The organism is Virgibacillus alimentarius (assembly GCF_017874635.1).
Classification (GTDB): domain Bacteria; phylum Bacillota; class Bacilli; order Bacillales; family Amphibacillaceae; genus Virgibacillus_B; species Virgibacillus_B alimentarius.
Window position 1 is genome coordinate 16,227 of record NZ_JAGIKX010000001.1, and the last position, 20,087, is coordinate 36,313.

General features: G+C 34.8%; 24 protein-coding genes. 19 read left to right on the forward strand and 5 right to left on the reverse strand.

From position 1 onward, the window contains the following. The first annotated feature begins 13 nt into the window (after positions 1–13). The gene (locus J2Z81_RS00085) at positions 14–469 is read left to right on the forward strand and encodes a DUF420 domain-containing protein (RefSeq protein ID WP_226370466.1); all 456 of its coding nucleotides are present in this window, start codon (positions 14–16) and stop codon (positions 467–469) included. A gap of 70 nt (positions 470–539) precedes the next feature. Here the strand turns inward: J2Z81_RS00085 and ytvI are convergent, their stop codons facing one another. After that, positions 540–1,598, reverse strand: coding sequence for a sporulation integral membrane protein YtvI (ytvI, locus tag J2Z81_RS00090; RefSeq protein ID WP_029267673.1), 1,059 nt, complete (start codon positions 1,596–1,598; stop codon positions 540–542). 224 nt (positions 1,599–1,822) lie between these two features. Continuing rightward, on the reverse strand, positions 1,823–2,188 hold the full coding sequence (locus tag J2Z81_RS00095) for a YugN family protein (protein ID WP_029267672.1): 366 nt from the start codon (positions 2,186–2,188) through the stop codon (positions 1,823–1,825). Positions 2,189–2,446: 258 nt separating this feature from the next. On the opposite strand from J2Z81_RS00095, the gene J2Z81_RS00100 reads away from it, so the two are divergent. From J2Z81_RS00100 to coaD, 7 genes are all read left to right on the forward strand, one after another. Then, the gene (locus tag J2Z81_RS00100; RefSeq protein WP_226370467.1) at positions 2,447–3,511 is read left to right on the forward strand and encodes a CAP domain-containing protein; all 1,065 of its coding nucleotides are present in this window, start codon (positions 2,447–2,449) and stop codon (positions 3,509–3,511) included. A gap of 135 nt (positions 3,512–3,646) precedes the next feature. Further along, positions 3,647–4,042 (forward strand): YlbD family protein, encoded by a 396-nt coding sequence (gene ylbD, locus J2Z81_RS00105; protein WP_226370468.1) that lies wholly within the window; start codon positions 3,647–3,649, stop codon positions 4,040–4,042. An 11-nt stretch (positions 4,043–4,053) separates the two neighbouring features. Further along, entirely contained in the window at positions 4,054–4,287 is a 234-nt protein-coding gene (locus J2Z81_RS00110) for a YlbE-like family protein (RefSeq protein WP_029267666.1), read from the forward strand. 58 nt (positions 4,288–4,345) lie between these two features. Continuing rightward, positions 4,346–4,783 carry a YlbF family regulator gene (locus J2Z81_RS00115; RefSeq protein WP_029267664.1) on the forward strand — a complete coding sequence of 146 codons (438 nt, stop codon included), beginning with the start codon at positions 4,346–4,348 and terminating at the stop codon, positions 4,781–4,783. A gap of 66 nt (positions 4,784–4,849) precedes the next feature. Then, positions 4,850–5,131 carry a YlbG family protein gene (locus J2Z81_RS00120; RefSeq protein WP_029267663.1) on the forward strand — a complete coding sequence of 94 codons (282 nt, stop codon included), beginning with the start codon at positions 4,850–4,852 and terminating at the stop codon, positions 5,129–5,131. A 312-nt stretch (positions 5,132–5,443) separates the two neighbouring features. Beyond that, a complete protein-coding gene (gene rsmD, locus J2Z81_RS00125; protein WP_029267659.1) occupies positions 5,444–5,998 on the forward strand; it encodes a 16S rRNA (guanine(966)-N(2))-methyltransferase RsmD in 555 nt (184 codons plus the stop codon). Positions 5,999–6,017: 19 nt separating this feature from the next. After that, the gene (gene coaD / locus J2Z81_RS00130) at positions 6,018–6,497 is read left to right on the forward strand and encodes a pantetheine-phosphate adenylyltransferase (protein WP_029267656.1); all 480 of its coding nucleotides are present in this window, start codon (positions 6,018–6,020) and stop codon (positions 6,495–6,497) included. 52 nt (positions 6,498–6,549) lie between these two features. On the opposite strand, the gene ylbJ is transcribed toward coaD, so the two are convergent. Beyond that, entirely contained in the window at positions 6,550–7,755 is a 1,206-nt protein-coding gene (gene ylbJ, locus J2Z81_RS00135) for a sporulation integral membrane protein YlbJ (protein WP_029267654.1), read from the reverse strand. A gap of 322 nt (positions 7,756–8,077) precedes the next feature. Here ylbJ and J2Z81_RS00140 point away from each other — a divergent pair, with 322 nt between their 5' ends. Next, positions 8,078–9,100 carry a SepM family pheromone-processing serine protease gene (locus J2Z81_RS00140; RefSeq protein WP_029267652.1) on the forward strand — a complete coding sequence of 341 codons (1,023 nt, stop codon included), beginning with the start codon at positions 8,078–8,080 and terminating at the stop codon, positions 9,098–9,100. A gap of 9 nt (positions 9,101–9,109) precedes the next feature. On the opposite strand, the gene J2Z81_RS00145 is transcribed toward J2Z81_RS00140, so the two are convergent. Continuing rightward, a complete protein-coding gene (locus J2Z81_RS00145) occupies positions 9,110–10,327 on the reverse strand; it encodes a nucleotidyltransferase (RefSeq protein WP_029267650.1) in 1,218 nt (405 codons plus the stop codon). A 224-nt stretch (positions 10,328–10,551) separates the two neighbouring features. Here J2Z81_RS00145 and J2Z81_RS00150 point away from each other — a divergent pair, with 224 nt between their 5' ends. The 3 genes from J2Z81_RS00150 (at position 10,552) to J2Z81_RS00160 (ending at position 12,054) form a co-directional block, all read left to right on the forward strand. Continuing rightward, positions 10,552–11,082 (forward strand): YceD family protein, encoded by a 531-nt coding sequence (locus J2Z81_RS00150; RefSeq protein WP_226370469.1) that lies wholly within the window; start codon positions 10,552–10,554, stop codon positions 11,080–11,082. 29 nt (positions 11,083–11,111) lie between these two features. Further along, on the forward strand, positions 11,112–11,285 hold the full coding sequence (gene rpmF / locus J2Z81_RS00155; RefSeq protein WP_029267647.1) for a 50S ribosomal protein L32: 174 nt from the start codon (positions 11,112–11,114) through the stop codon (positions 11,283–11,285). A 289-nt stretch (positions 11,286–11,574) separates the two neighbouring features. Beyond that, the gene (locus J2Z81_RS00160) at positions 11,575–12,054 is read left to right on the forward strand and encodes an RsfA family transcriptional regulator (RefSeq protein WP_029267646.1); all 480 of its coding nucleotides are present in this window, start codon (positions 11,575–11,577) and stop codon (positions 12,052–12,054) included. 60 nt (positions 12,055–12,114) lie between these two features. On the opposite strand, the gene J2Z81_RS00165 is transcribed toward J2Z81_RS00160, so the two are convergent. After that, a complete protein-coding gene (locus J2Z81_RS00165; protein ID WP_029267644.1) occupies positions 12,115–12,603 on the reverse strand; it encodes an N-acetyltransferase in 489 nt (162 codons plus the stop codon). A 150-nt stretch (positions 12,604–12,753) separates the two neighbouring features. Here J2Z81_RS00165 and J2Z81_RS00170 point away from each other — a divergent pair, with 150 nt between their 5' ends. From J2Z81_RS00170 to J2Z81_RS00200, 7 genes are all read left to right on the forward strand, one after another. Continuing rightward, on the forward strand, positions 12,754–13,635 hold the full coding sequence (locus tag J2Z81_RS00170) for a 2-dehydropantoate 2-reductase (RefSeq protein ID WP_029267642.1): 882 nt from the start codon (positions 12,754–12,756) through the stop codon (positions 13,633–13,635). Beyond that, complete coding sequence (locus J2Z81_RS00175; RefSeq protein ID WP_029267640.1) at positions 13,632–14,021, forward strand: DUF3397 domain-containing protein; 390 nt, start codon at positions 13,632–13,634, stop codon at positions 14,019–14,021. The genes J2Z81_RS00170 and J2Z81_RS00175 overlap by 4 nt, the downstream gene beginning before the upstream one ends. Positions 14,022–14,136: 115 nt before the next feature. Then, the gene (gene bshC, locus J2Z81_RS00180; RefSeq protein WP_226370470.1) at positions 14,137–15,753 is read left to right on the forward strand and encodes a bacillithiol biosynthesis cysteine-adding enzyme BshC; all 1,617 of its coding nucleotides are present in this window, start codon (positions 14,137–14,139) and stop codon (positions 15,751–15,753) included. Between the two features lie 235 nt (positions 15,754–15,988). Further along, positions 15,989–16,420 carry a division/cell wall cluster transcriptional repressor MraZ gene (gene mraZ / locus J2Z81_RS00185; RefSeq protein WP_029267636.1) on the forward strand — a complete coding sequence of 144 codons (432 nt, stop codon included), beginning with the start codon at positions 15,989–15,991 and terminating at the stop codon, positions 16,418–16,420. 18 nt (positions 16,421–16,438) lie between these two features. Beyond that, entirely contained in the window at positions 16,439–17,407 is a 969-nt protein-coding gene (gene rsmH / locus J2Z81_RS00190) for a 16S rRNA (cytosine(1402)-N(4))-methyltransferase RsmH (RefSeq protein ID WP_226370471.1), read from the forward strand. 8 nt (positions 17,408–17,415) lie between these two features. After that, positions 17,416–17,787 (forward strand): cell division protein FtsL, encoded by a 372-nt coding sequence (gene ftsL / locus J2Z81_RS00195; protein WP_029267633.1) that lies wholly within the window; start codon positions 17,416–17,418, stop codon positions 17,785–17,787. 18 nt (positions 17,788–17,805) lie between these two features. Further along, positions 17,806–20,040 carry a penicillin-binding protein gene (locus J2Z81_RS00200; protein WP_226370472.1) on the forward strand — a complete coding sequence of 745 codons (2,235 nt, stop codon included), beginning with the start codon at positions 17,806–17,808 and terminating at the stop codon, positions 20,038–20,040. The last annotated feature ends 47 nt before the right edge of the window (positions 20,041–20,087 follow it).

A 20,087-nucleotide genomic window follows, 5' to 3' on the forward strand; every position in this document is an offset into this window, starting at 1 on the left:
GTTTGTATTCGTCATGCCATTTTTGCCAACGATAAGTACATTTTTTATTATTTTAAGCGCGATTTTTGTAGCAATCGGCTGGAGTTTTATCATAAAAAATAAAGTCAAGGCTCATAAAAAATCAATGATAGCTGCTTCGATTAGCGCACTTTTATTTTTTATTATTTATGTATCGAGAACTGCATTTGTTGGAAACACCAGTTTTGGCGGTCCTGAAAATATTAAAATTTATTATACCATTTTTTTAATCTTTCATATAACACTAGCAACTATCAGTGCTATTTTTGGAGTAATAACACTTACTTTAGCATTTAAACGTAATCTCACAAAACATAGAAAAATTGGGCCTGTAACAAGTGTTATTTGGTTTATCTCCGCAATAACAGGGGTAGCTGTTTATTTATTATTATATGTTATTTACGAGGGCGGAGAAACTACCAGTATGCTTAAGGCAATTTTAGGAACATAAAAAAGGATGAGTGCATTTACTCATCCTTTTTTAATAAACTTTCCCCTTCAATATTTTTACTTCAGTTCAGCTATATTTTTAGATTTAACTTTATAATTCCCGCCTCTTTAGCTGAGTTAAACGCTATTACTAATAGCGGTCCTAAAATAAAGCCCAAAATTCCTAAAAGTTTAAGTCCTAGAAACATTGCTATTAACGTCGCTAGTGGAGAAAGACCGATATGCTGTCCCATAACTTTTGGCTCTACAATTCGCCTAATAGACAGAAGGACAATTGCAAGTATTGCTAATTTTACTCCGACTGCAGTTTCCCCTGATAAGAACATAAATAATGACCAGGGACCTAAAATGATGATTGAACCGATAATAGGAATTAAATCGACAATCCAAATAATAAGCGACATAATGAGTGCTACATTTGGAGCTATGAAAAATAATCCGATTAGAGATACAATAAATATAATGATGCTTAAGAGAAGTTGCGCTTTTAGAAAACCTAGCAGAACATCCGCTAATCTCATATTCATAAAAGAAAACTTCTCTGCTGTGTCCTTCGTGAATAAGCCATACATTTTTGATTTAAGCAAGGGTAATTCAAGCATGAACAAAAATAAAGCAATCAAATAAACGATAAAACTAATTAAGTATTGTGGAATTTTTGCTACGATTTGGGCAATATTATCTAGTGTTATTTTTTCTTTTGCTGTTGTACTTAGGGCAATTAAATTTTCTTCTAAACTATTTGACACTTGCCTTATAAATTCTTGGGGTAAGTTCTTTGTATAGTGTTGAACGTCTTGCTCCAGATCTTCGTATATATGATTTAATTGATTGAAGTATTTTGGAACATCTTCCACAAAATGAACAACTTGTGCAGCGGATTTGGAGACAATAAAGGTTCCAGCAGTTCCAATTAGAAAAATAAAAAGGAGAAAAACGATAATAACGGATGATTTTCTATTGAGTTTTACTTTATATTGAATAGATCGTACAGCCGGGTTAAGTGCAAGTGCTGTGAGCAATGCAGAAATTAACGGTAAGGATATTGGTAATATAAAGTAGATAAACAAGATAAGTAAGATTAATAGAAATATAAAAGTCCAATGGCGTTTTGTCATTTTTCGGAACAAGGAAATAAGAAGTCTCCTTTCTCATATAGGCTAAAGTGAAATCATATCTTATAACAGGCTAAAGAAGGGGGGATGTTCTTGTATGTGAATAAGATGCAAAATCTATTTTCAAAAAAGTAAATTCCTAGGTAAAAGTGCTCTGTTTTTTTATAAAAAAACCAACCGCTCTATAATAGAACTGAGCAGTTGGCCTTATCGCCATGCCAATACAAATGTTAGTGTTTTTATTTTTTATATGCTTCTAGTTCTTCTCTTGCCTTGATAACGATTTTATTAGCTCGTTCCACAAGATTCTCCGGGAAATTTTCTTCTTCTCCATACTCGACGCCATGTGGGTAATAGTGTTTACCTAGCAGAGGAGTTAATAATTTAATGACAGCATTTCCGCGATCAACATCGCCTTCTAGCGCATATCCTTGAATTCGAATATAATATGTAATGTTTTTTTCTTTTGATCCTATTTTATAATCATAGGTTACTCTTTCATAATCCCAGTGCTCGCCAAGTATAAAGGCATGTTTTCCCATTAAATGATTTAGAGGTTTTACATCTATAACCATATCTTCAATTCCAGTATTTTCTAATTTCATTTTTTCCACCTCACGAATTTGATATCACTAAAACTATAATAGTACGAAATCGTTTAAGTTGCAATGGAAATGAAAATGAAGTTTTCGTTTGCTCTTTATAAAAATTTATTATCCTTGTTTTTTTCTTTAATTATTAAGATAAAAAATATAAGATAATGTCAATGGGACGGAATGATCATTAAGACTTCAGACATGAGAAGAATGTAATTGTGCACTGACACATATAGTGTTTATATAATGAATAGAAGGGATGCTTTTATGCGTATTATACGTTTTTTATTACTACTTACTTTATTCCTTGGAATCGGTTACTATTTTTTGCAAGAAAATAATATGGATGCAGAAGATGCAATAGACAAATTTAGTAAAGTATTAGAACAAAAGAAAAGCTTGCTTGAGTCAAAAGAAGTTCCAAAGAAAAGGAAAAGCATCTCTTTGGAAGGCGATGTTTTTCAGTGGATAGAAAAACCTTCCGATAAATTATTAGAAACTTTCGGTGAACCCCTCAGAAAAGATTTAAGTGCTTATGGTTATACATGGTGGGTCTATACGGATCAGTTCAACCAATATATTCAATTTGGAGTAAGAGATGATAAAGTTGTAACTATCTTTGCGACAGGTAATGATTTATCCATCGAACCGGTTAAAATTTCGGAATCCTATGCATCAGTTAATGATCAATTTTCATTTAATAAAATGGTAAATTATAGCAAAGGTTTATCCTCCTATACATTTCACTTGAATGAGGAAGATTTAAAAATGCGGCCATTGGCTAAAATAACGGATGATATTTTTATTCAATTTTATTTTGACACGTTTACAAAAGAATTATCATCGATTCGAGTTATAAAAGCTGAAACATTATTAAAGCACAGGCCATACGAAATTGAATATCGCGGTGATTTACCTGAATCCCCGGATTTAACGGATAAAGAATGGAAAAAAGTTGAAAGTGGGATGGAACAGCAAATATTCGATATAACGAATGTGATGAGAAATCAGTATGAGAAGGATCCGGTGGACTGGGCTAGTGGCGCTAGAGAAGTAGCATTTTTGCATAGTAAAGATATGGCTGATAATAATTATTTCTCCCACTATGCCCTAAACGGAGAGGGTCTAAAGGAACGTTTAGCGGAAAAAGACATCGATTATCGAACCGCTGGTGAAAATATTGCCGCTCAATATCCAGATGCAGCTGCAGCCATGGAAGGATGGCTAAATAGTGAGGGACATCGGGAGGCTTTATTAAATAATGAGTACACCCATTTAGGTGTTGGTGTTTACCGTTTTTATTATACACAAAACTTCCTATCGAAGCTTTAGGTCATGTAAATGAAGAACTCATCAACGTTGTTGGTGAGTTTTTTTGCACAGTAAATAGGAATATTCATAAATTAATTAGTAACAGATGACTATTTATAAATGAAAAAGGATTGTGTTTTTAAAGGGGTGAGCATTGTGAATGAAGAAAAATTACATCCTTCTGTTAGAGAATTTAGAGATTTTATAAATAAGCATCCACGGCTAATTGAAAGCGTGCGAAGAAGCGGAAAACACTGGCAGGAGTATTATGAAAAATGGTCTTTACTTGGTGAAGATGATCCAATGTGGGAAAAGTATAAAGATAAACCAAAGGAGGAGAAAGAAAATGAAACATTCAACAAAACAGAACTATTTGATGAGGTTATTAGATTCGCTGAAAAAATGGATATGGATAAATTAAATAATCAGATCGAACAATTAAGCAGTACGATAGGAATGATCCAAAAAATGGTAGGCCAATTTCAAGACAATAAAAAGTCCGGCCCTTATTCACCAGGTCGGCCAAAGGATTTTAACTGGTTTCGGGACTAGGAGGAGAAAATATGCATGAAGTAAGCTATTCTTATTTACAAAATCATCCTGAGCTCTTGGTATTTGTCAGGTATAATCCAGTATGGTATCGCTATCTTTCAAGAGATCCAAACAAATTAGAAGAATTAGAGAAAGAAGCAAAGCGCTTTTATGGGAAAACATTTACGAAACGTTTGGAAAAAATGAATAATCAGGTGCAAATGATAACGATGCTTATGCAGTTTGCAGGAGCAATGAAGGATTAATCATTACCATTTTCAAAGCAGTTCATTAAATGATAAGATGGTGTTGGAGGTGGATATTTTGATAGCTACAATGGAATATGTAGATATACTTGATTACTCTGAGCAGTTAGGAAAAATGATTTTACAATCAGACGTTATGCAAAAATATAGGCAAACTCGTAAACAATTAGAAGAGGATAAAGAGGCACAACAGCTTATCCAAGCTTTTATAGATATAAAGGAACATTATGAGGATGTGCAGCGTTTTGGCAGATATCATCCTGATTTTAATGAAGTTATGAAAAATGTGCGCAAAACAAAACGTGCTATGGATATGAATGATAAAGTAGCTACCTTTAAAATTGCAGAACGGAATTTGCAAAAGTTATTAGATGAAATTAGTCAATATGTTGCATTGAGTGTAAGTGAGCAGGTCAAGGCACCTAAAGACGGTGCTGCACTAAGTGATGGTGGATGCGGATGCGGAAGCGGCGGTGGATGTGGCTGCGCTTCATAGACGTATTGAAGAAGGAATTTTATTTTGATATAATACACATCAATAAAATGTAAGTGAGGACAAACAATGAGAACAAACCGTCAAGGATTGATTGTTTGGTTTCAACAAATGAAAAACCTTAAGCAAATAAAACGCTATGGACATTTAATTTATCGTTCAAAAAAATTAAAGTATGCTGTCCTTTATGTTGATCAAGATGAATTAGAGGATATTCAAAAAAAGTTAATGAAGCATTCTTTTATATCGAAAGTTGAAACCTCTTATAAGCCTTTTGTTCGAACCAACTATGAAAATTCGAAACCAGATAAGGCAAAACAGTATGATTATGAATATAAAATGGGGATTTAAGACCTTTATAACATACATAACGGTATTCATAAAGGTTTTTATCTCATGCATAAAAAAACCTGCAGATCAATATATCTGCAGGTTCTTTTTGTTTTTATTAAACAAAAAGATAAAGGGAGAGGAGAAACCGGAGATAGAACTTATGGGGAAGTATAAGTTCTCTCCGAGTTTTAAACAACCAAGCAAAGCATTAGCTGTCTCACTATGATATTATGTACAAATAAAAAAATTATATACCTTTTTTTGTAGTTTTTTGTTATCCTTTTTTATGGTAGGATTAATGTCGAACAGTGTCATAGTCGAGGTGATGAAATGCGAGTAATTGCAGGTGAACTGAAAGGAAGACAAATGAAGTCCGTTCCAGGTAAAACAACAAGACCTACTACAGACAAAGTGAAAGAGGCTGTCTTTCAAATGATTGGGCCATACTTCAGCGGTGGGACTTGTCTTGATTTATTTGCCGGAAGCGGTGCTTTAGGAATTGAGGCTCTCAGCAGGGGGATAGAGCAGATCGTATTCGTAGATAAACAGTCATCCGCAGTACATACAATTTACGAAAATCTAAAATTATTGAAAATAGAGAATAAAGCTGAAGTATTTCGTACAGATGCTTTCCGGGCGATTCAGGCAGCGGCAAAAAGAAAATTGCAATTTGATTTGATTTTCCTAGACCCTCCGTATAAAAAAATGAATTATGAATCACTGATCCATCAAATAATGCAACTTGATTTACTCGCAGAAAATGGAATGATGTATTGTGAACATCATCCATCTGAAAAAATACCGCTTCACCATGAGCATTTGAACGTAATAAAACAAGCGAATTACGGAAGCACGATTGGAATTACAATTTTTAAACATATTTAAGGGAAGGGAGCGCTTTTCATTGACTAAGTTAGCAATTTGTCCTGGAAGCTTTGATCCAGTTACAAATGGACATTTAGATATTATTCAACGTGGAGCCCGAATTTTTGATCATATCATTGTTGCAGTGTTTAATAACCAATCCAAATCGCCGCTGTTCTCAGTGAAAGAAAGAATACACTTGCTGGAAGAAGTTACAAAAGATTTACCTAATGTCACAATTGATTCGAATGCTGGTTTATTAATTGACTATGCTAAAGAGCAAAATGCGCAGGTAATTTTACGGGGGTTAAGAGCTGTTAGTGATTTTGAATATGAGATGCAAATCACTTCCATGAATAGAAAACTAGATGAAAATATCGAAACTTTTTTTATGATGACAAATAATCAATATTCATTCTTGAGTTCTAGTATGGTTAAAGAAGTAGCCAAATACAATGCTGATGTAAGCGATTTAGTCCCTAAGGAAGTAGAAAAAGCATTGATTCAAAAATATAAATAGGAAAAAAGATGTTGCTGATCATTTAATTATGCAACATCTTTTCTTTAAATGCTTACTTCGTTTTTAATTGACGTTTGTACAATAGGAAACCAGCTACACCTAAAAAGAATATCGTTACAACTGGGCCGATTTGTTTTAAGATGTCTAAGGCGATTTGCCAATTATTTTCATGTACATCTTGCAAAACGGGTATATCTTCTCTTTCAAAAGCTTGTCTGTTTAAATATAAAGGTTTAAATAATAAAATACATAAAATGCTTGCAAATAAACCATGTAAAAGACGGGCAAAAAAGTACGGGGCGAAGCGAATATCCGTTTTTGCAATAATGCTGGCAACTTGTGCTTGAACGGAAAAACCGTTGAATCCTAATATGAAACTAATAATTACTATTTTCGCTAATACACCATCTGTAGCTAGTTGTGAAATCATTTGGGCACCTAAAGTAATTTCAAATAATCCTGAAAAGAATGGCAATGCCAGATCAGCTGGAAGTCCAAGTATAACTAAAAGGACTTTAAAAACTTTAGCAATGATCGGTGATAAACCAATTAAAAATAATAATTTTGTAAATACCGAAAACAGAATAATAAAACCCCCAATCATTACCAATGTCTGGATGGAATGAACGACAGCATCCCCGACAACCTTACCAAATGGACGAGTATCTTCTAATCGTGTTTTATGCATTTCTTTAAATGCACGAATGAAATACGATTTTTGTTTAACCTCTTTGTTTTCTTTTGTTGTTTTCCCATAAAATCTCATACATATTCCTACCAGTGCATTACCGAGATAATGGCTTACGGCTAATACGATACCAAGTTTGGCATCATGCAAAAAACCTATTGATAATGCCCCAAATATAAAAAGAGGGCTTGAAGCATTTGTAAAAGATAGAAGTCGTTCTGCTTCAATTTGACTAAGCTGATTTTTTTCGCGGAGTCGCACAGAAATCTTGGCACCTGAAGGATATCCACTGGCCATTCCCATCACCCAAGCAAACCCGCCTGCTCCAGGTACATTAAAGAGGGGGCGCATAATTGGTTCAAAAAGAACCCCAAGGAATTTGACCACACCGAAACCAATTAATAATTCAGCGGCTATAAAGAAAGGAAGAAGGGACGGGAAAACAATTTCCAGCCACATATTTAAACCGCGTATGCTTGCTTCAAATGCTTGGTCCGGAAATATTATCAATGAACTTGTAAAGAAAATGGTAATAGATGCTAATGATATTGTTTTTATTATTTGTCTCAATAGAAAGCCCCCTAAAATGTGAGACCATTCTGTACTTCTTTTTTTGATAGTAGTAGAATGATTTTATCTGATACTAATAAATAATCATTTATGGTAGACATACTTAGGTGTCATAACTTTCAAAAGTAAAGAAGAAGAAGGGAGTAACATGAAAGAATTCATCACTCACTGAATTTTTGAATAAACTTTAACTAGTCTATATCAATATACGTAAGTGTAGTGCTTGTTTATGCCACAGTTTAAATAAAACTTGGGAAATATCATGTTCATTTGCAAAGAATAGACATTAACAGTTATTTTGTAATTTGGAAGGAGCTTTATCATGAGATATACGAAACGGCATCTCCTTTATTTAATTATTGTAGTTTTGTTAGCTTATTTTTTAGCTGCATTTAAATTGCCTTACTATATTTATAAACCTGGTGGTGCTGACCCATTAAATCCTATCGTTGAGGTAGAAGGGGGCTTTGAAAGTGAAGGAGATATGCATCTTGTAACGGTAAGTGGCGGACAGGCGACTCCTATACAATATTTATGGGCAAAGTTTTTAGCACATCATGAAGTATTGCCGCTTGAGAAAGTCCGACCTAAAGGAATTTCTGAGGATGAATATATGCATGCCCAATTACAAATGATGGAAAGTTCACAAGAGGCTTCAGAAGTAGTTGGTTACAAGGCGGCTGGTGCCGATATTACCATTACGTATGAGGGCGTATTTATTGCAGGAGTTATCCAAGGGATGCCAGCTGAAGGAATTTTAAAAATAGGAGATCATGTTACTGGGATCGATGGCAAGAACATTGAAGAAACAGATGACTTAATTACTTATGTTGAAAGTAAAAATGTAGGAGATACAATTACGCTTGATATAGAACGGGATGGGAAGCAACTATCAAAAGATGTTAAGCTTGAGAAGTTTAAAGATCAAGAAAAAGTAGGACTCGGTATTCAGTTAGTCACAGACCGAAATGTTCAAGTTGATCCCGAAGTGCAATTTTCCAGTGGAGAAATTGGAGGACCTAGTGCTGGGTTAATGTTTTCACTTGAAATCTATGACCAGTTAACAGAGGAGGACTTAACAAAAGGCTATCAAATCGCTGGAACTGGAGAAGTAGACTATGAAGGAAACGTACTGCGAATCGGGGGAATTGATAAAAAAGTAGTTGCTGCGGATCGAGAAGGCTGTGACATCTTTTTTGCTCCAAATGAAGAAGGTGCTGACGATTCCAATTATCAAGTTGCAAAAGAAACAGCCGAGGAAATTGGTACAGACATGAAAGTGGTACCGGTTGATACATTTGATGGAGCTTTGGATTACTTAAAAAAGCAGGAGCCAAAAAAATAGCTTCCTGCTTTATTTCATTCTTATAGGTGCTTGTAATTCCTGTTTAAATAACAATGCTCTATGATTTGGTGGTACAACACTGTAATACGCATGAGTCGCTTTTTCCTCCATCGCCAGCATGGGTTGCATGTGACCATGAGCTAATGAAAAAACAATTGGTACATTCATGTTCTTTTTAATTGTATGTAAATAGGCCTGGCCATTTTTGGTTAAACCTAACACACGCACATATGGAACGGAATTAGATGAAACAACAGATTGGATATCTGCTTTTTTTGTGTTTGTTAAAAGATGAGCAAAAATTCGTTGCAAACGTGTCCAGGTGTATCGTTTCGTTTTGATCTGTTTCATCCAATTTATAAACGAGGTTGCCGTTTTGGCTGTTTTTTTAATCCGATATTCAAGACCTTCTTCAACACCATGTATCTGAGCTAATTCTTCCAATGACATTGTTAATACACGATAATGAACAAGGGGAAAATAATTTTCCCATGTGTGCCAGAGAGCTGCCTTATTTTTATAGTTTTTCAATTGGGTAATCGTTTCATCTGGAATAGCAGCAGATGTCTCAGGGGAAATATCATTTTCTTGAAATAATTGTTTACGAATACTTGTTGCACTTGCAATCTCACTTGTTATCGATTCATCATGGTAGTTGCTGCTTGTCCGTTTGATTGTTAAAGGTTTTATAGGTAAACAATACTCTAGAACGGTTTTTACATAGCTAAACCCTAAAATGTTATTCGGCCTAGATAGATCCATTTGTCCACTAGTTAATCCAATCTTTTGATATGCTTTTTTACTAGCTTCAGGAAAAGAAGTGCCTTGCTTTAGATGGTGATGAAGTGTACTTTTATAAATAGTTTCCTTTTCTTTATATTTTTCAAACGTTGTTATAAAATGAGATACATTACCAGATTCACTGCCAAAACAGATATTGGAAACACCTAATTGATCCAATGTTAAAACCGAACCTTTTGCAAATAAGTCACTGCTCTGGACTGCATATGGATACGGCAGTTCTAATACAATATCAATACCAGATTGTAAAGCAGCTTTGGTTCGATGAAATTTATCAATGATTGCTGGTTCTCCCCTTTGGAGGAATGAGCCGCTCATAACAGCAATGATACAGTCAGCTCGGGATACTTCCTTCGCCTTTTGGATATGATAGACATGTCCGTGGTGGAATGGATTATATTCAACGATTAGACCGCATGCTTTCACAAAAACAACTCCTATAGTATGATTAATTTAGTTTATTGTACCAAAAAATAAGCTTCATCGCATCGCGCCATAAAAGATTAGGTTAAACGGATTATTTGTATACCCAATGGGAATCTTAGTAGTAGGCGGTATGAATAGCATAATTTTATAATCTGTAAAGAAAATATGTTGACAAAAAACCATTTTCCTTTTAAAATAACTCTTGTTGCCCAGAGGTGATCATAATGAAATTTACAATTGGTGAAATTAAAAAAAATGCTGCGCAACAACCTTTTGCCTTTGATGAAAAGGTTGATGTTTCAGAATTGGAAACAATGGATAATGATATACGAAAATTAAAAAGCGTTCGTGTATGTGGAAACTGTATACTTGAAGGAGATGAGATCATTTTTTCCATGACGATAAGTGGGGAAATGATACTACCTTGTGCCCGTACATTAGTGGACGTGCCATATCCTTTTGAGATCAAGGCTGACGAAGTATTTTCCATCTCTCCTTATTATGGCGAAGAAGAAGAGGAAAATGAGATACATTTTGTAGAAGGGGAAGTACTTGACTTAACCCCATATATAAAGGAAAATATTTTATTGGAGATTCCTTTTCGTGTATTTTCTGATGATAAAGAGGCTCACAAAAACACCCCTTTAAAAGGGGAAGGCTGGGAGTTGGCTACAGAGAAAACTAAAAAAGAGTCAATCGATCCACGTCTTAAAAAGTTGCAGTCTTTTTTTGAAGATAACAAGAAAGAGAAATAGGAAAAGATTAAATAAAGGAGGTGTAAGTCATGGCAGTACCAAAGAGAAGAACTTCTAAAAAAGTAAAAAATCAACGTCGTACGCATAAAAAATTACACGTACCTGGCATGGTTGAGTGTTCAAATTGTGGAGAACTAACAAAGCCACACCATGTATGTAAAGCTTGTGGACATTATGATGGGAAAGAAGTAGTAAATAGATAATTGATAAAACGCGGATCACTGTAGAAGAGGTGATCTGCTTTTTTTATTGATAATACCTTCCTAAAAAGAAGCATCCCTTTCATTTACTCCCTTTCGATCTTCTATTAACAGACTACCAACATAAATCCTCAGAAAAAATTGTATCTACTAAAACATTTCCGATCATTCCAACTACCTTAAGGTGATTGATAAAACAAAGAGACTGTGACTCCTTATAAAATTTTAAACTGCGATTCTACCTCTCCTAGTATTTGCATATATTGATAGCAAATACATTAGGAGGGGTGTTATGAATGTAACGCGTCAAGATGCATGGTCAAATGATGAAGATCTGCTTCTAGCTGAAACGGTACTCCGTTATATTAGTGAGGGGAAAACGCAATTGGAAGCGTTTAAAGAAGTAGCAAAACAACTATCCCGCACATCCGCAGCATGCGGATTCCGTTGGAATGCCACAATACGCAAGCAATACCAGGATGCAATTACGCTTGCGAAAAAAGAAAGAAGAGATGGTTCAAATCAGTTGCAAAATGAAGGTTTTAACACAAATCAAGATAGAAGTTCAATAGATACAGCAATTTTATTATTAGAAAAAATGAAAAATGATTATATAGATACGACCAATAAGCATCAAATAGAACAAGAAAAACTTCTTGAGCATTTAAAAAGCGAAAATGCACAACTAAAAGAGCAGCTGACACGATATGATGATGCGTGGACGGAAATGGGGAATTTGTGGAATTGGGTAAAAAAGAATAATCATGTGTAAGTTAAAAGCCATGAATGCAAGCATAAATCATTCATGGCTTTTAGAGTTAAAAAAAATCGATTATTGCTCTTTCGCTACTTCTTTTTCTTGAACTCCCTTCGGAAGCCAGATAAGTGGATTTTCTCCCAAATCTCTTTCCATTTCATAATGTGCCTTTTGAAATCCAAGTGTTTCCCAAAATCCATGGGAATTGATTCGGGGATTTGTTTTGATTGGCAATTGATAACTTTTTGCATAATCAACTAATGCTGTCCCATAGCCTTTTTCCCTGTAATCAGGCAGAACCTCCAGCTTCCATAAGGCCATATAATCTTGCGGTGGATCAAAATAAAAATCATATTTTTTCTTAATTTGGTAAAGACTCATCCTGGCAACAAGATTGTCACCATAGTAAATTCCATAAAAAGGCGATTTACTATTGTTTTCAACAATATTACTTTCTAAGTCTTCTAACATGGAGAGCTCCTGATTTCCGTACGCCTTAAAGCGTTTAAATGCTTCTAACGTCTTATAGTTTATGAGAAGATTTTCAACTTTAATATTTTCCATAAAAATGCCCCCTTCGATGTTCCTAATAAATTATGATATGCTTCTTTTATTATAATATAAACAGTACTAGAATGAAATGACGGAAAGCGATTATTCAATGGATAAATGCTCTGAACAAGATGAAGAGCAAAAAGGGGGAGTGAGTGATAAATGAAAGTAGGTATAGTTGGCGGTGGTTCCATCGGGTTATTAGTCAGCGGCTATCTATATAAGGAACATGAGGTCACTATTTATTGCAGACGTAAAGAGCAAAAACAAAAAATCAATGATGACGGTTTATTTACAGCAGAAAGTTCTAAACCACGTCCAGTTAAAGCTTTACTGTTAGACGAATTACAACAGGAAGATTGTTTGATCATTTGTGTAAAACAATCCCAGATTTCTACTATTTTAACAAAAATAAAAATGCAAAAGACAGATACTCCTTTCATTTTCCTACAAAATGGAATGGGACATATCGAACTTCTTGATATGGATAACCCCATTTTCGTCGGTGTCGTTGAACATGGTGCGTTACGGAAAACAGATAATTATGTTCAGCATACAGGGAAAGGATTAATAAGATTGGCTGTCTTTCAAAAGGGAAACGTACACTTAGAAACACTAGTAGAACAATTCGATCAATGTTGTTTTCCAGTACAGAAGGAAGCGGATTGGAGACGGCTATTACATGAAAAGTTAATTGTCAATGCAGTGATTAATCCGCTTACCGCTTTATTGCATGTCAGAAATGGAGCAATTATAGATAATCCGTTTATCAATCAAATTGCTAAAGTGTTATGCATGGAAGCAGCTATGGTTTTAAAAATGGATTTTCTAAAACAATGGAATCGTGTGCAATCAATAGCAGAAAATACTAGGAAAAATACTTCCTCTATGTTAAAGGATATCAAAGGGAAACAAAAAACAGAGATTGAAGCAATTACAGGTTATATTATCAATCAATGTGACCATACATCCCATCTACCATATAGTACGTTTGTATATGACGGTATTCGTGCACTTGAACGCGAAAAGGAGATTGATCAATGATACTCGTTGATGTTATCGTATATTTTATTGCTGGAATGATCACTTTCCCAATGATTGTAACGCTCATCATGTATTGGGGCGCTTTGAAATTTTCTTTCCACAAGTTAAAAGCGCTACATTTTGCAGTTCATTGGTCATGTCTTTTATATATTATTGCCGACCTAATATTAATACGTATCATTTTTAATCAGCAAGTAGTGGGGATCGTCCTTCTTTGTTTTTTACTTTTGTTTACAATAATCGTAATTAATCAGTGGAAGGTAAAAAATGAGGTGAATTTTTCTAAAGCAATTAAACTCGTTTGGCGAATGAGCTTTTTATTCTTTTTAATGATGTATATTTGTTTATTTTTTATAGGAGTTTCACAGGGGATGTTTTTTGATTAAACTGCCAAAAAATAGTCTTCAGATGAACTTATCCATCAAACAGATTACATGAAATATTATATTCTTTTATGTACAATACAAAATGGATATTATAAATTAAAGGAGTATGTGTTCTATGCGGATTGACCCTATGCAGTTAAACCAAAGCAAATTAATACATGATTATCGCAATAATACAGGAACTATTAGGAATCATTTTGATTATCCTCCATTTCAAAACTATGAACAGAGGGTCAAAGATTTAAAAAGCCGTTCATTTAACCGGGAGCATTTAATAAATGTATTACATACGATAAACCAGCAATGGGATGCTCCTGATACGACACATCATAATATAGAAAGATTAAACAATGAGGAAAGTGTTGTTGTGATTGGGGGTCAACAAGCAGGATTATTAACAGGGCCACTTTATACAATAAATAAAATCATTTCAATTATCCAGTTCGCTAAACAGCAGGAAGAACATTTAAACATCCCTGTTATTCCAGTATTTTGGATAGCAGGTGAAGATCATGACTTTGATGAGATTAACCATGTCTATTTACCAGATAAAACAGAAATGAAAAAACATAAATTGCGACAGCGTACGAAAGAAAAGCGCTCCATCTCGACTATTGATCTGGATAAAGAAGAGGCAACCAAATGGATCAATCAATTATTTGTGCAGCTTCAAGAAACAGCGTATACGAAAGACCTATATACTGCAGTGAAGGACTGTTTGTACCTGTCGAAAACCTATGTTGACTTTTTTGCACGGGTTATTTATCAGATATTTAATCAAGAAGGATTGGTATTAATTGACTCTGGGCACCCAAAAGTACGTCATTTAGAAACGGAGCACTTTGTAGAGCTAATTCATAAACAATCTGAAATAACTTCTGGCGTATATACAGCTTACCAACAACTAAAACAAGAAGGATACTCGCTTCCGCTAGATCTAGGACCTCATGACGCACATCTTTTCTACCATCAAAATCAGGAGCGGGTATTGCTTACTCGAAATGAAAATGGGGCTTGGAGAGGGAAACAGGATGAAGTTGAATTAACAACAGAAGAATTACTTAACGTTGCAAAAAACACCCCCGATCTACTAAGCAATAATGTTGTTACACGTCCGATAATGCAGGAGCTATTATTTCCTACTTTAGCATTTATTGGTGGAAACGGGGAAATCAGTTATTGGTCGGTATTAAAACCTGCATTTCGAGCTGTTAACTTAAAAATGCCGCCAGTGTTACCTCGTCTATCATTTACTTTTATAGATAAAAGTGTAAGTAAACTATTAGCCAAATATGAAATCTCCGATACCCGCGTCATTGAAAGCGGAATAGATGATTTAAAGCAAAATTGGTTAGAGGCTAAGCAAAGTCCTCCAATAGAGCAAATGGCAGACGAAATTAAATTGGAGATTGAAAAAGTACATCTACCATTAAGAAATGTTGCACAAGAAATGCAATCAGATCTAGGAGAACTAGCAGCTAAAAATTTATATTATTTACAAGCAAATGTGGATTATTTAAAAAAACGGATGGTCAACGTATTAGAGGCTAAATATGCGCAGGAATTAGCAGAATTTGATCGTTTACACAATACGCTACACCCTTCCGGAGGATTGCAAGAGCGGATATGGAATTTATTACCTTTATGGAATAAGTATGGAGTGTATTTTATTAAACAATTAACAGGTGAAGCATGCTCATTTGAAAAAGAGCATTTCATTATTCATATATAATAGCACCCACTTTTCCCCACCAAAACCTAAAAATGATCTTTTCGAAAGCTAAATTTATTTAATAATAAAAAAAGCGATTGTGGCAATGGCCCACAGTCGCTTTTTTTAATTACTATACTCCCTTACACAAGTTAATAATCCTGTTATTTTTTGGCATTTTATATTTGATTAAAAATACAGTGGTGAAATGTGGAGAGATGTGGTAACATGAATACAAGAAAGTGGGGCGAACTATATGTTTATGGGTGAATTCCAACACAACATTGACACAAAGGGAAGAATAATAGTCCCAGCCAAGTTTCGCAGTGAACTTGGAGAAAACTTTGTTGTTACCCGTGGACTGGACAAGTGTCTGTTCGCTTATCCAATGGAGGAATGGAAACTTTTAGAAGAAAAATTAAAAAAACTCCCACTTACTAAAAAAGACGCAAGAGCATTCACTCGTTTTTTCTTTTCTGGTGCAGTTGAATGTGAAGTTGATAAACAGGGAAGAATAAATATTCCGCAGCCGTTAAGAAAATATGCGGATTTGGAAAAGGAGTGTGCAGTTATTGGTGTTTCTAACCGGGTTGAATTCTGGGCAAACGATAGTTGGGAAGAGTACTTTAATGACTCTGAAGATTCGTTTGGGGAAATTGCTGAAAACTTGCTAGATTTCGATATTTGATAAAAAGTGGGTGTATGAATGTTTGAACATTATAGTGTACTAAAAAATGAAACAATTGATGGTCTAGCTATCAAACCTGACGGTACGTATGTAGATTGTACGGTTGGTGGTGGGGGACATGCAGAACAAATTGCATCTAAATTAGACCAAAGTGGATTGCTTGTAGCATTTGATCAAGATATCAATGCATTAGAGGCAGCCAAACAAAAATTAAGAAAATATGATGACCGAGTACAATTTATTAATAAAAATTTCCGCAGTTTAGAGCAGGAATTAAATGACAAAGGGATCAAGCGTGTAGATGGAATATTGTTTGATCTTGGTGTTTCATCCCCGCAACTTGATAAAGGTGAAAGGGGCTTTAGCTATCAACATGATGCATTGCTTGATATGCGAATGAACCAATCGCAAAATTTAAGTGCATATAAAATCGTTAATACATGGACCTATCAGCAATTGGTTTCTATATTTTTTAAATATGGAGAAGAAAAATTTTCTAAACAGATTGCTAGGAAAATAGAGTCTTACCGAAACGCTAAGAAAATAGAAACTACACATGAATTAGTGGATATTATAAAAGATGCAATTCCTGCGCCAGCCCGGCGTAAAGGAGGCCATCCAGCAAAACGGATTTTTCAGGCAATAAGAATTGCTGTAAATGATGAACTAGCAGTATTTAATGATGCGCTTCACCAAGCAGCAAGGGTGATTGATATTAATGGCCGTATTACCGTTATTACTTTTCATTCGCTCGAAGACCGAATATGCAAGCAAGCATTTAAAAAATGGAGTACACCAAAAGAAACCCCAAAAAATTTACCTATTATTCCTCAGGAAAATGAAGCTCCTTTTAAACGAATCACTAGAAAACCAATCAGTCCTAGTGACGAAGAATTAAAACAAAATCGCAGATCGCGATCTGCTAAATTGCGTATTGTTGAAAAAGTACATACATGGGATGAAAAATTTACTAATGTGGAAGGGTGAAAAAAATAATGAACGCAAATCATGCTAGAAATTGGCAGCAGACGTATACAACGCAATCACCAAAGGAAAAACAGGTTACAGTAAAAGTACGTAAAAAAAGTTGGATTACGAAAGGTGAAAAAGTTTTATATTCTGTAGTTGGAGCATGTTTAATTTGTGCTGGTATTTATACGGTTTCTTATTCGGCTTCCACTGATAAACTGAATAGAGAGTTGCAAAATTTGGAAAACAAAGTTCAAAGCCAACAGGTTACAAATGAAGGCCTATTATATGAAATGAAAGAATTAAGTAGACCGGAAAGAATCACGAAAATAGCGAAGGAAAATGGCTTAAAAATCCAAGATGCTAATGTAAAAAAAGCAAGTGCATATAACAACTAGATCAAGGGGCCTTGTAGCATGAGGAAAAACAAAACAACCCACTTCATGACAGGAATTTTGACGTTGATTTTTGTTGGAACCTTCTTGGTCATAATGGGGAGATTTATCTATATACAAGCAGTGGGTGTAATCGACAATGTATCCTTGGAAGAATGGGCTAAGGAAAAAAGAACTTCGTCTTATACTTTACATGCTGAAAGAGGAAAAATCTTTGATAGTAATAATATGACCCTAGCTTATGATCGGCCAACATTCCGCATTTATGCTATTCTAGATGAGGCTTATACTGGTGATTCCGATGAACTTAAGCATGTGAAAGATCCGGAAAAAACAGCATCGTCATTAGCACCATTCTTGGATATGGACGAAGAAGAAATTTACGGGCGGCTTGAGGACGGAATCGAAGAGGGAAAATTTCAAGTAGAATTCGGTGAAGCTGGTAAAGAATTATCACAACAAACAAAAGATGAAATAGGGGAACTAGAAATACCTGGAATCAAATTTAAGAAAGAAGCAATTCGATATTATCCAAATGGACTATTCGCCTCTCATATTCTGGGATTTGCTCAAAAAAAAGATGGGAAAATTACAGGGCTTGCAGGTATAGAAAAAGAAATGAATGATGTTTTAGGTGGGAAAGATGGACATATATCTTATCAGCGTGATAAATATAATAAAAAATTGCTAGATCCGAATGAAGTCATCCAGAAGCCTGAAAATGGAGATGACATTTATTTAACAATTGATCAAAAAATCCAAACCTTATTGGAAGATGTCATGTCACAAGTTCGTAAAGAATACAAACCGAAACGAATTACAGCAGTTGTCATGAACCCTAAAACAGGAGAAATTATAGCAATGGGTAATCGCCCAAGCTATAATCCAAACAATCCTTCGAATGTTAAGAACTGGTATAATGACGTTATTTCAAACCCATTTGAACCAGGCTCGACTGTAAAAATGTTTACATGGGCTGCCGCAATTGAGGAAGGTGTTTACAACGGAGAGGAAACGTTTAAATCCGGTAAATACAAAGTAAACGATAGAATAACTCCGATTGCTGATCATAATGGCGGTAATGGATGGGGGAAAATCACATATGATGAAGGATTCGCACGCTCATCAAATGTTGCAGCAGCGAAACTTGCCTGGGAAAAGGTTGGTCCCGAAACGTTTCTAGAATATCTAAGGGGCTTTGATTTTGATGAAGAAACGAATATCGATTTACCAAATGAAGTAAGCGGGCAATTGTTATATAATTGGCCACTGGAAAAAATAACAACTGCTTTTGGGCAAGGGAGTACGGTAACTCCAATTCAACAATTAAAAGCTGCTACAGCAATTGCAAATGATGGAAAAATGCTTCAACCCTATGTAATTAAAAAAATTGTAGATCCAGATACAGAGAAAGTTCTCAAAGAAAAATCACCAAATGTTGTTGGACAACCAATATCCAAAGAAACCTCCGATCAGGTGATGGACTTACTTGAATCTGTAGTCAGTTCTGAAAACGGAACAGGAAAAATGTATCATCTGGATGATTATACGGTAGCAGGAAAAACAGGTACGGCACAAATTCCAGACCCTGATAAACCTGGATATCTTACAGGTGTTGGAAATAACACTTTTTCATTTTTAGGAATGGCACCTAAAGATGATCCTAGATTGATGATGTATGTATCTGTAACACAGCCTGACTTAGAGACAGATGACGGTTATGCCCCTGGCTCAACACCAGTCTCTTTTATCTTTAAAAATGTGATGGAAAATAGTTTACATTATTTAGATGTAAATCCTGACAAAGATTCTAATGAACCTGTAGATCGTATTAAAGTTCCGGAATTAATTGGAGAAAATGCTAATGAAGCGAAAAAATTGTTAAAGAAAAAAGGGTTAAAACCAACGATAATAGGAACAGGTAAAAAAGTGATTGATGCTAGCGCAGCAAAAGGAGATCAGTTGCTTCAAAATGATAGAGTTCTTTTGTTAACGGATAAACCAACAATGCCAAAAATCATTGGATGGTCACAGAGAGATGTTTTACAACTGGCGGATTTAGCAGATTTAAAACTCGAGGTAATGGGTAGTGGTTATGTTGTCAAACAGAGTATTAAAAAAGACAAACCATTGAAGAAAAAGGATTATTTAGGTATTGAACTAAAGCCTCCAGCCAAAAAAGATAAGAAAAAAAGCAAAAAGAACAATTCAGATGAAAATAATGAACAAAATGAAACGGACGAAACCGAAGAATAATACATCAATATATTGCTTATGAAATATCATATATAGTGTGTATTTTA

Bases quoted from the DNA above. Each gene is read 5' to 3' on its own strand.
- J2Z81_RS00150 (WP_226370469.1), top strand. From the start codon at position 10,552: ATGAAATTTACAATTGGTGAAATTAAAAAAAATGCTGCGCAACAACCT.
- mraZ (WP_029267636.1), top strand. From the start codon at position 15,989: ATGTTTATGGGTGAATTCCAACACAACATTGACACAAAGGGAAGAATA.
- ftsL (WP_029267633.1), top strand. From the start codon at position 17,416: ATGAACGCAAATCATGCTAGAAATTGGCAGCAGACGTATACAACGCAA.
- J2Z81_RS00110 (WP_029267666.1), top strand. From the start codon at position 4,054: ATGCATGAAGTAAGCTATTCTTATTTACAAAATCATCCTGAGCTCTTG.
- J2Z81_RS00140 (WP_029267652.1), top strand. From the start codon at position 8,078: ATGAGATATACGAAACGGCATCTCCTTTATTTAATTATTGTAGTTTTG.
- rsmH (WP_226370471.1), top strand. From the start codon at position 16,439: ATGTTTGAACATTATAGTGTACTAAAAAATGAAACAATTGATGGTCTA.
- J2Z81_RS00170 (WP_029267642.1), top strand. From the start codon at position 12,754: ATGAAAGTAGGTATAGTTGGCGGTGGTTCCATCGGGTTATTAGTCAGC.
- J2Z81_RS00100 (WP_226370467.1), top strand. From the start codon at position 2,447: ATGCGTATTATACGTTTTTTATTACTACTTACTTTATTCCTTGGAATC.
- J2Z81_RS00085 (WP_226370466.1), top strand. From the start codon at position 14: ATGCCATTTTTGCCAACGATAAGTACATTTTTTATTATTTTAAGCGCG.
- J2Z81_RS00200 (WP_226370472.1), top strand. From the start codon at position 17,806: ATGAGGAAAAACAAAACAACCCACTTCATGACAGGAATTTTGACGTTG.
- J2Z81_RS00175 (WP_029267640.1), top strand. From the start codon at position 13,632: ATGATACTCGTTGATGTTATCGTATATTTTATTGCTGGAATGATCACT.
- rsmD (WP_029267659.1), top strand. From the start codon at position 5,444: ATGCGAGTAATTGCAGGTGAACTGAAAGGAAGACAAATGAAGTCCGTT.
- bshC (WP_226370470.1), top strand. From the start codon at position 14,137: ATGCGGATTGACCCTATGCAGTTAAACCAAAGCAAATTAATACATGAT.
- J2Z81_RS00160 (WP_029267646.1), top strand. From the start codon at position 11,575: ATGAATGTAACGCGTCAAGATGCATGGTCAAATGATGAAGATCTGCTT.
- J2Z81_RS00165 (WP_029267644.1), bottom strand. From the start codon at position 12,603: ATGGAAAATATTAAAGTTGAAAATCTTCTCATAAACTATAAGACGTTA.
- J2Z81_RS00120 (WP_029267663.1), top strand. From the start codon at position 4,850: ATGAGAACAAACCGTCAAGGATTGATTGTTTGGTTTCAACAAATGAAA.
- rpmF (WP_029267647.1), top strand. From the start codon at position 11,112: ATGGCAGTACCAAAGAGAAGAACTTCTAAAAAAGTAAAAAATCAACGT.
- J2Z81_RS00095 (WP_029267672.1), bottom strand. From the start codon at position 2,188: ATGAAATTAGAAAATACTGGAATTGAAGATATGGTTATAGATGTAAAA.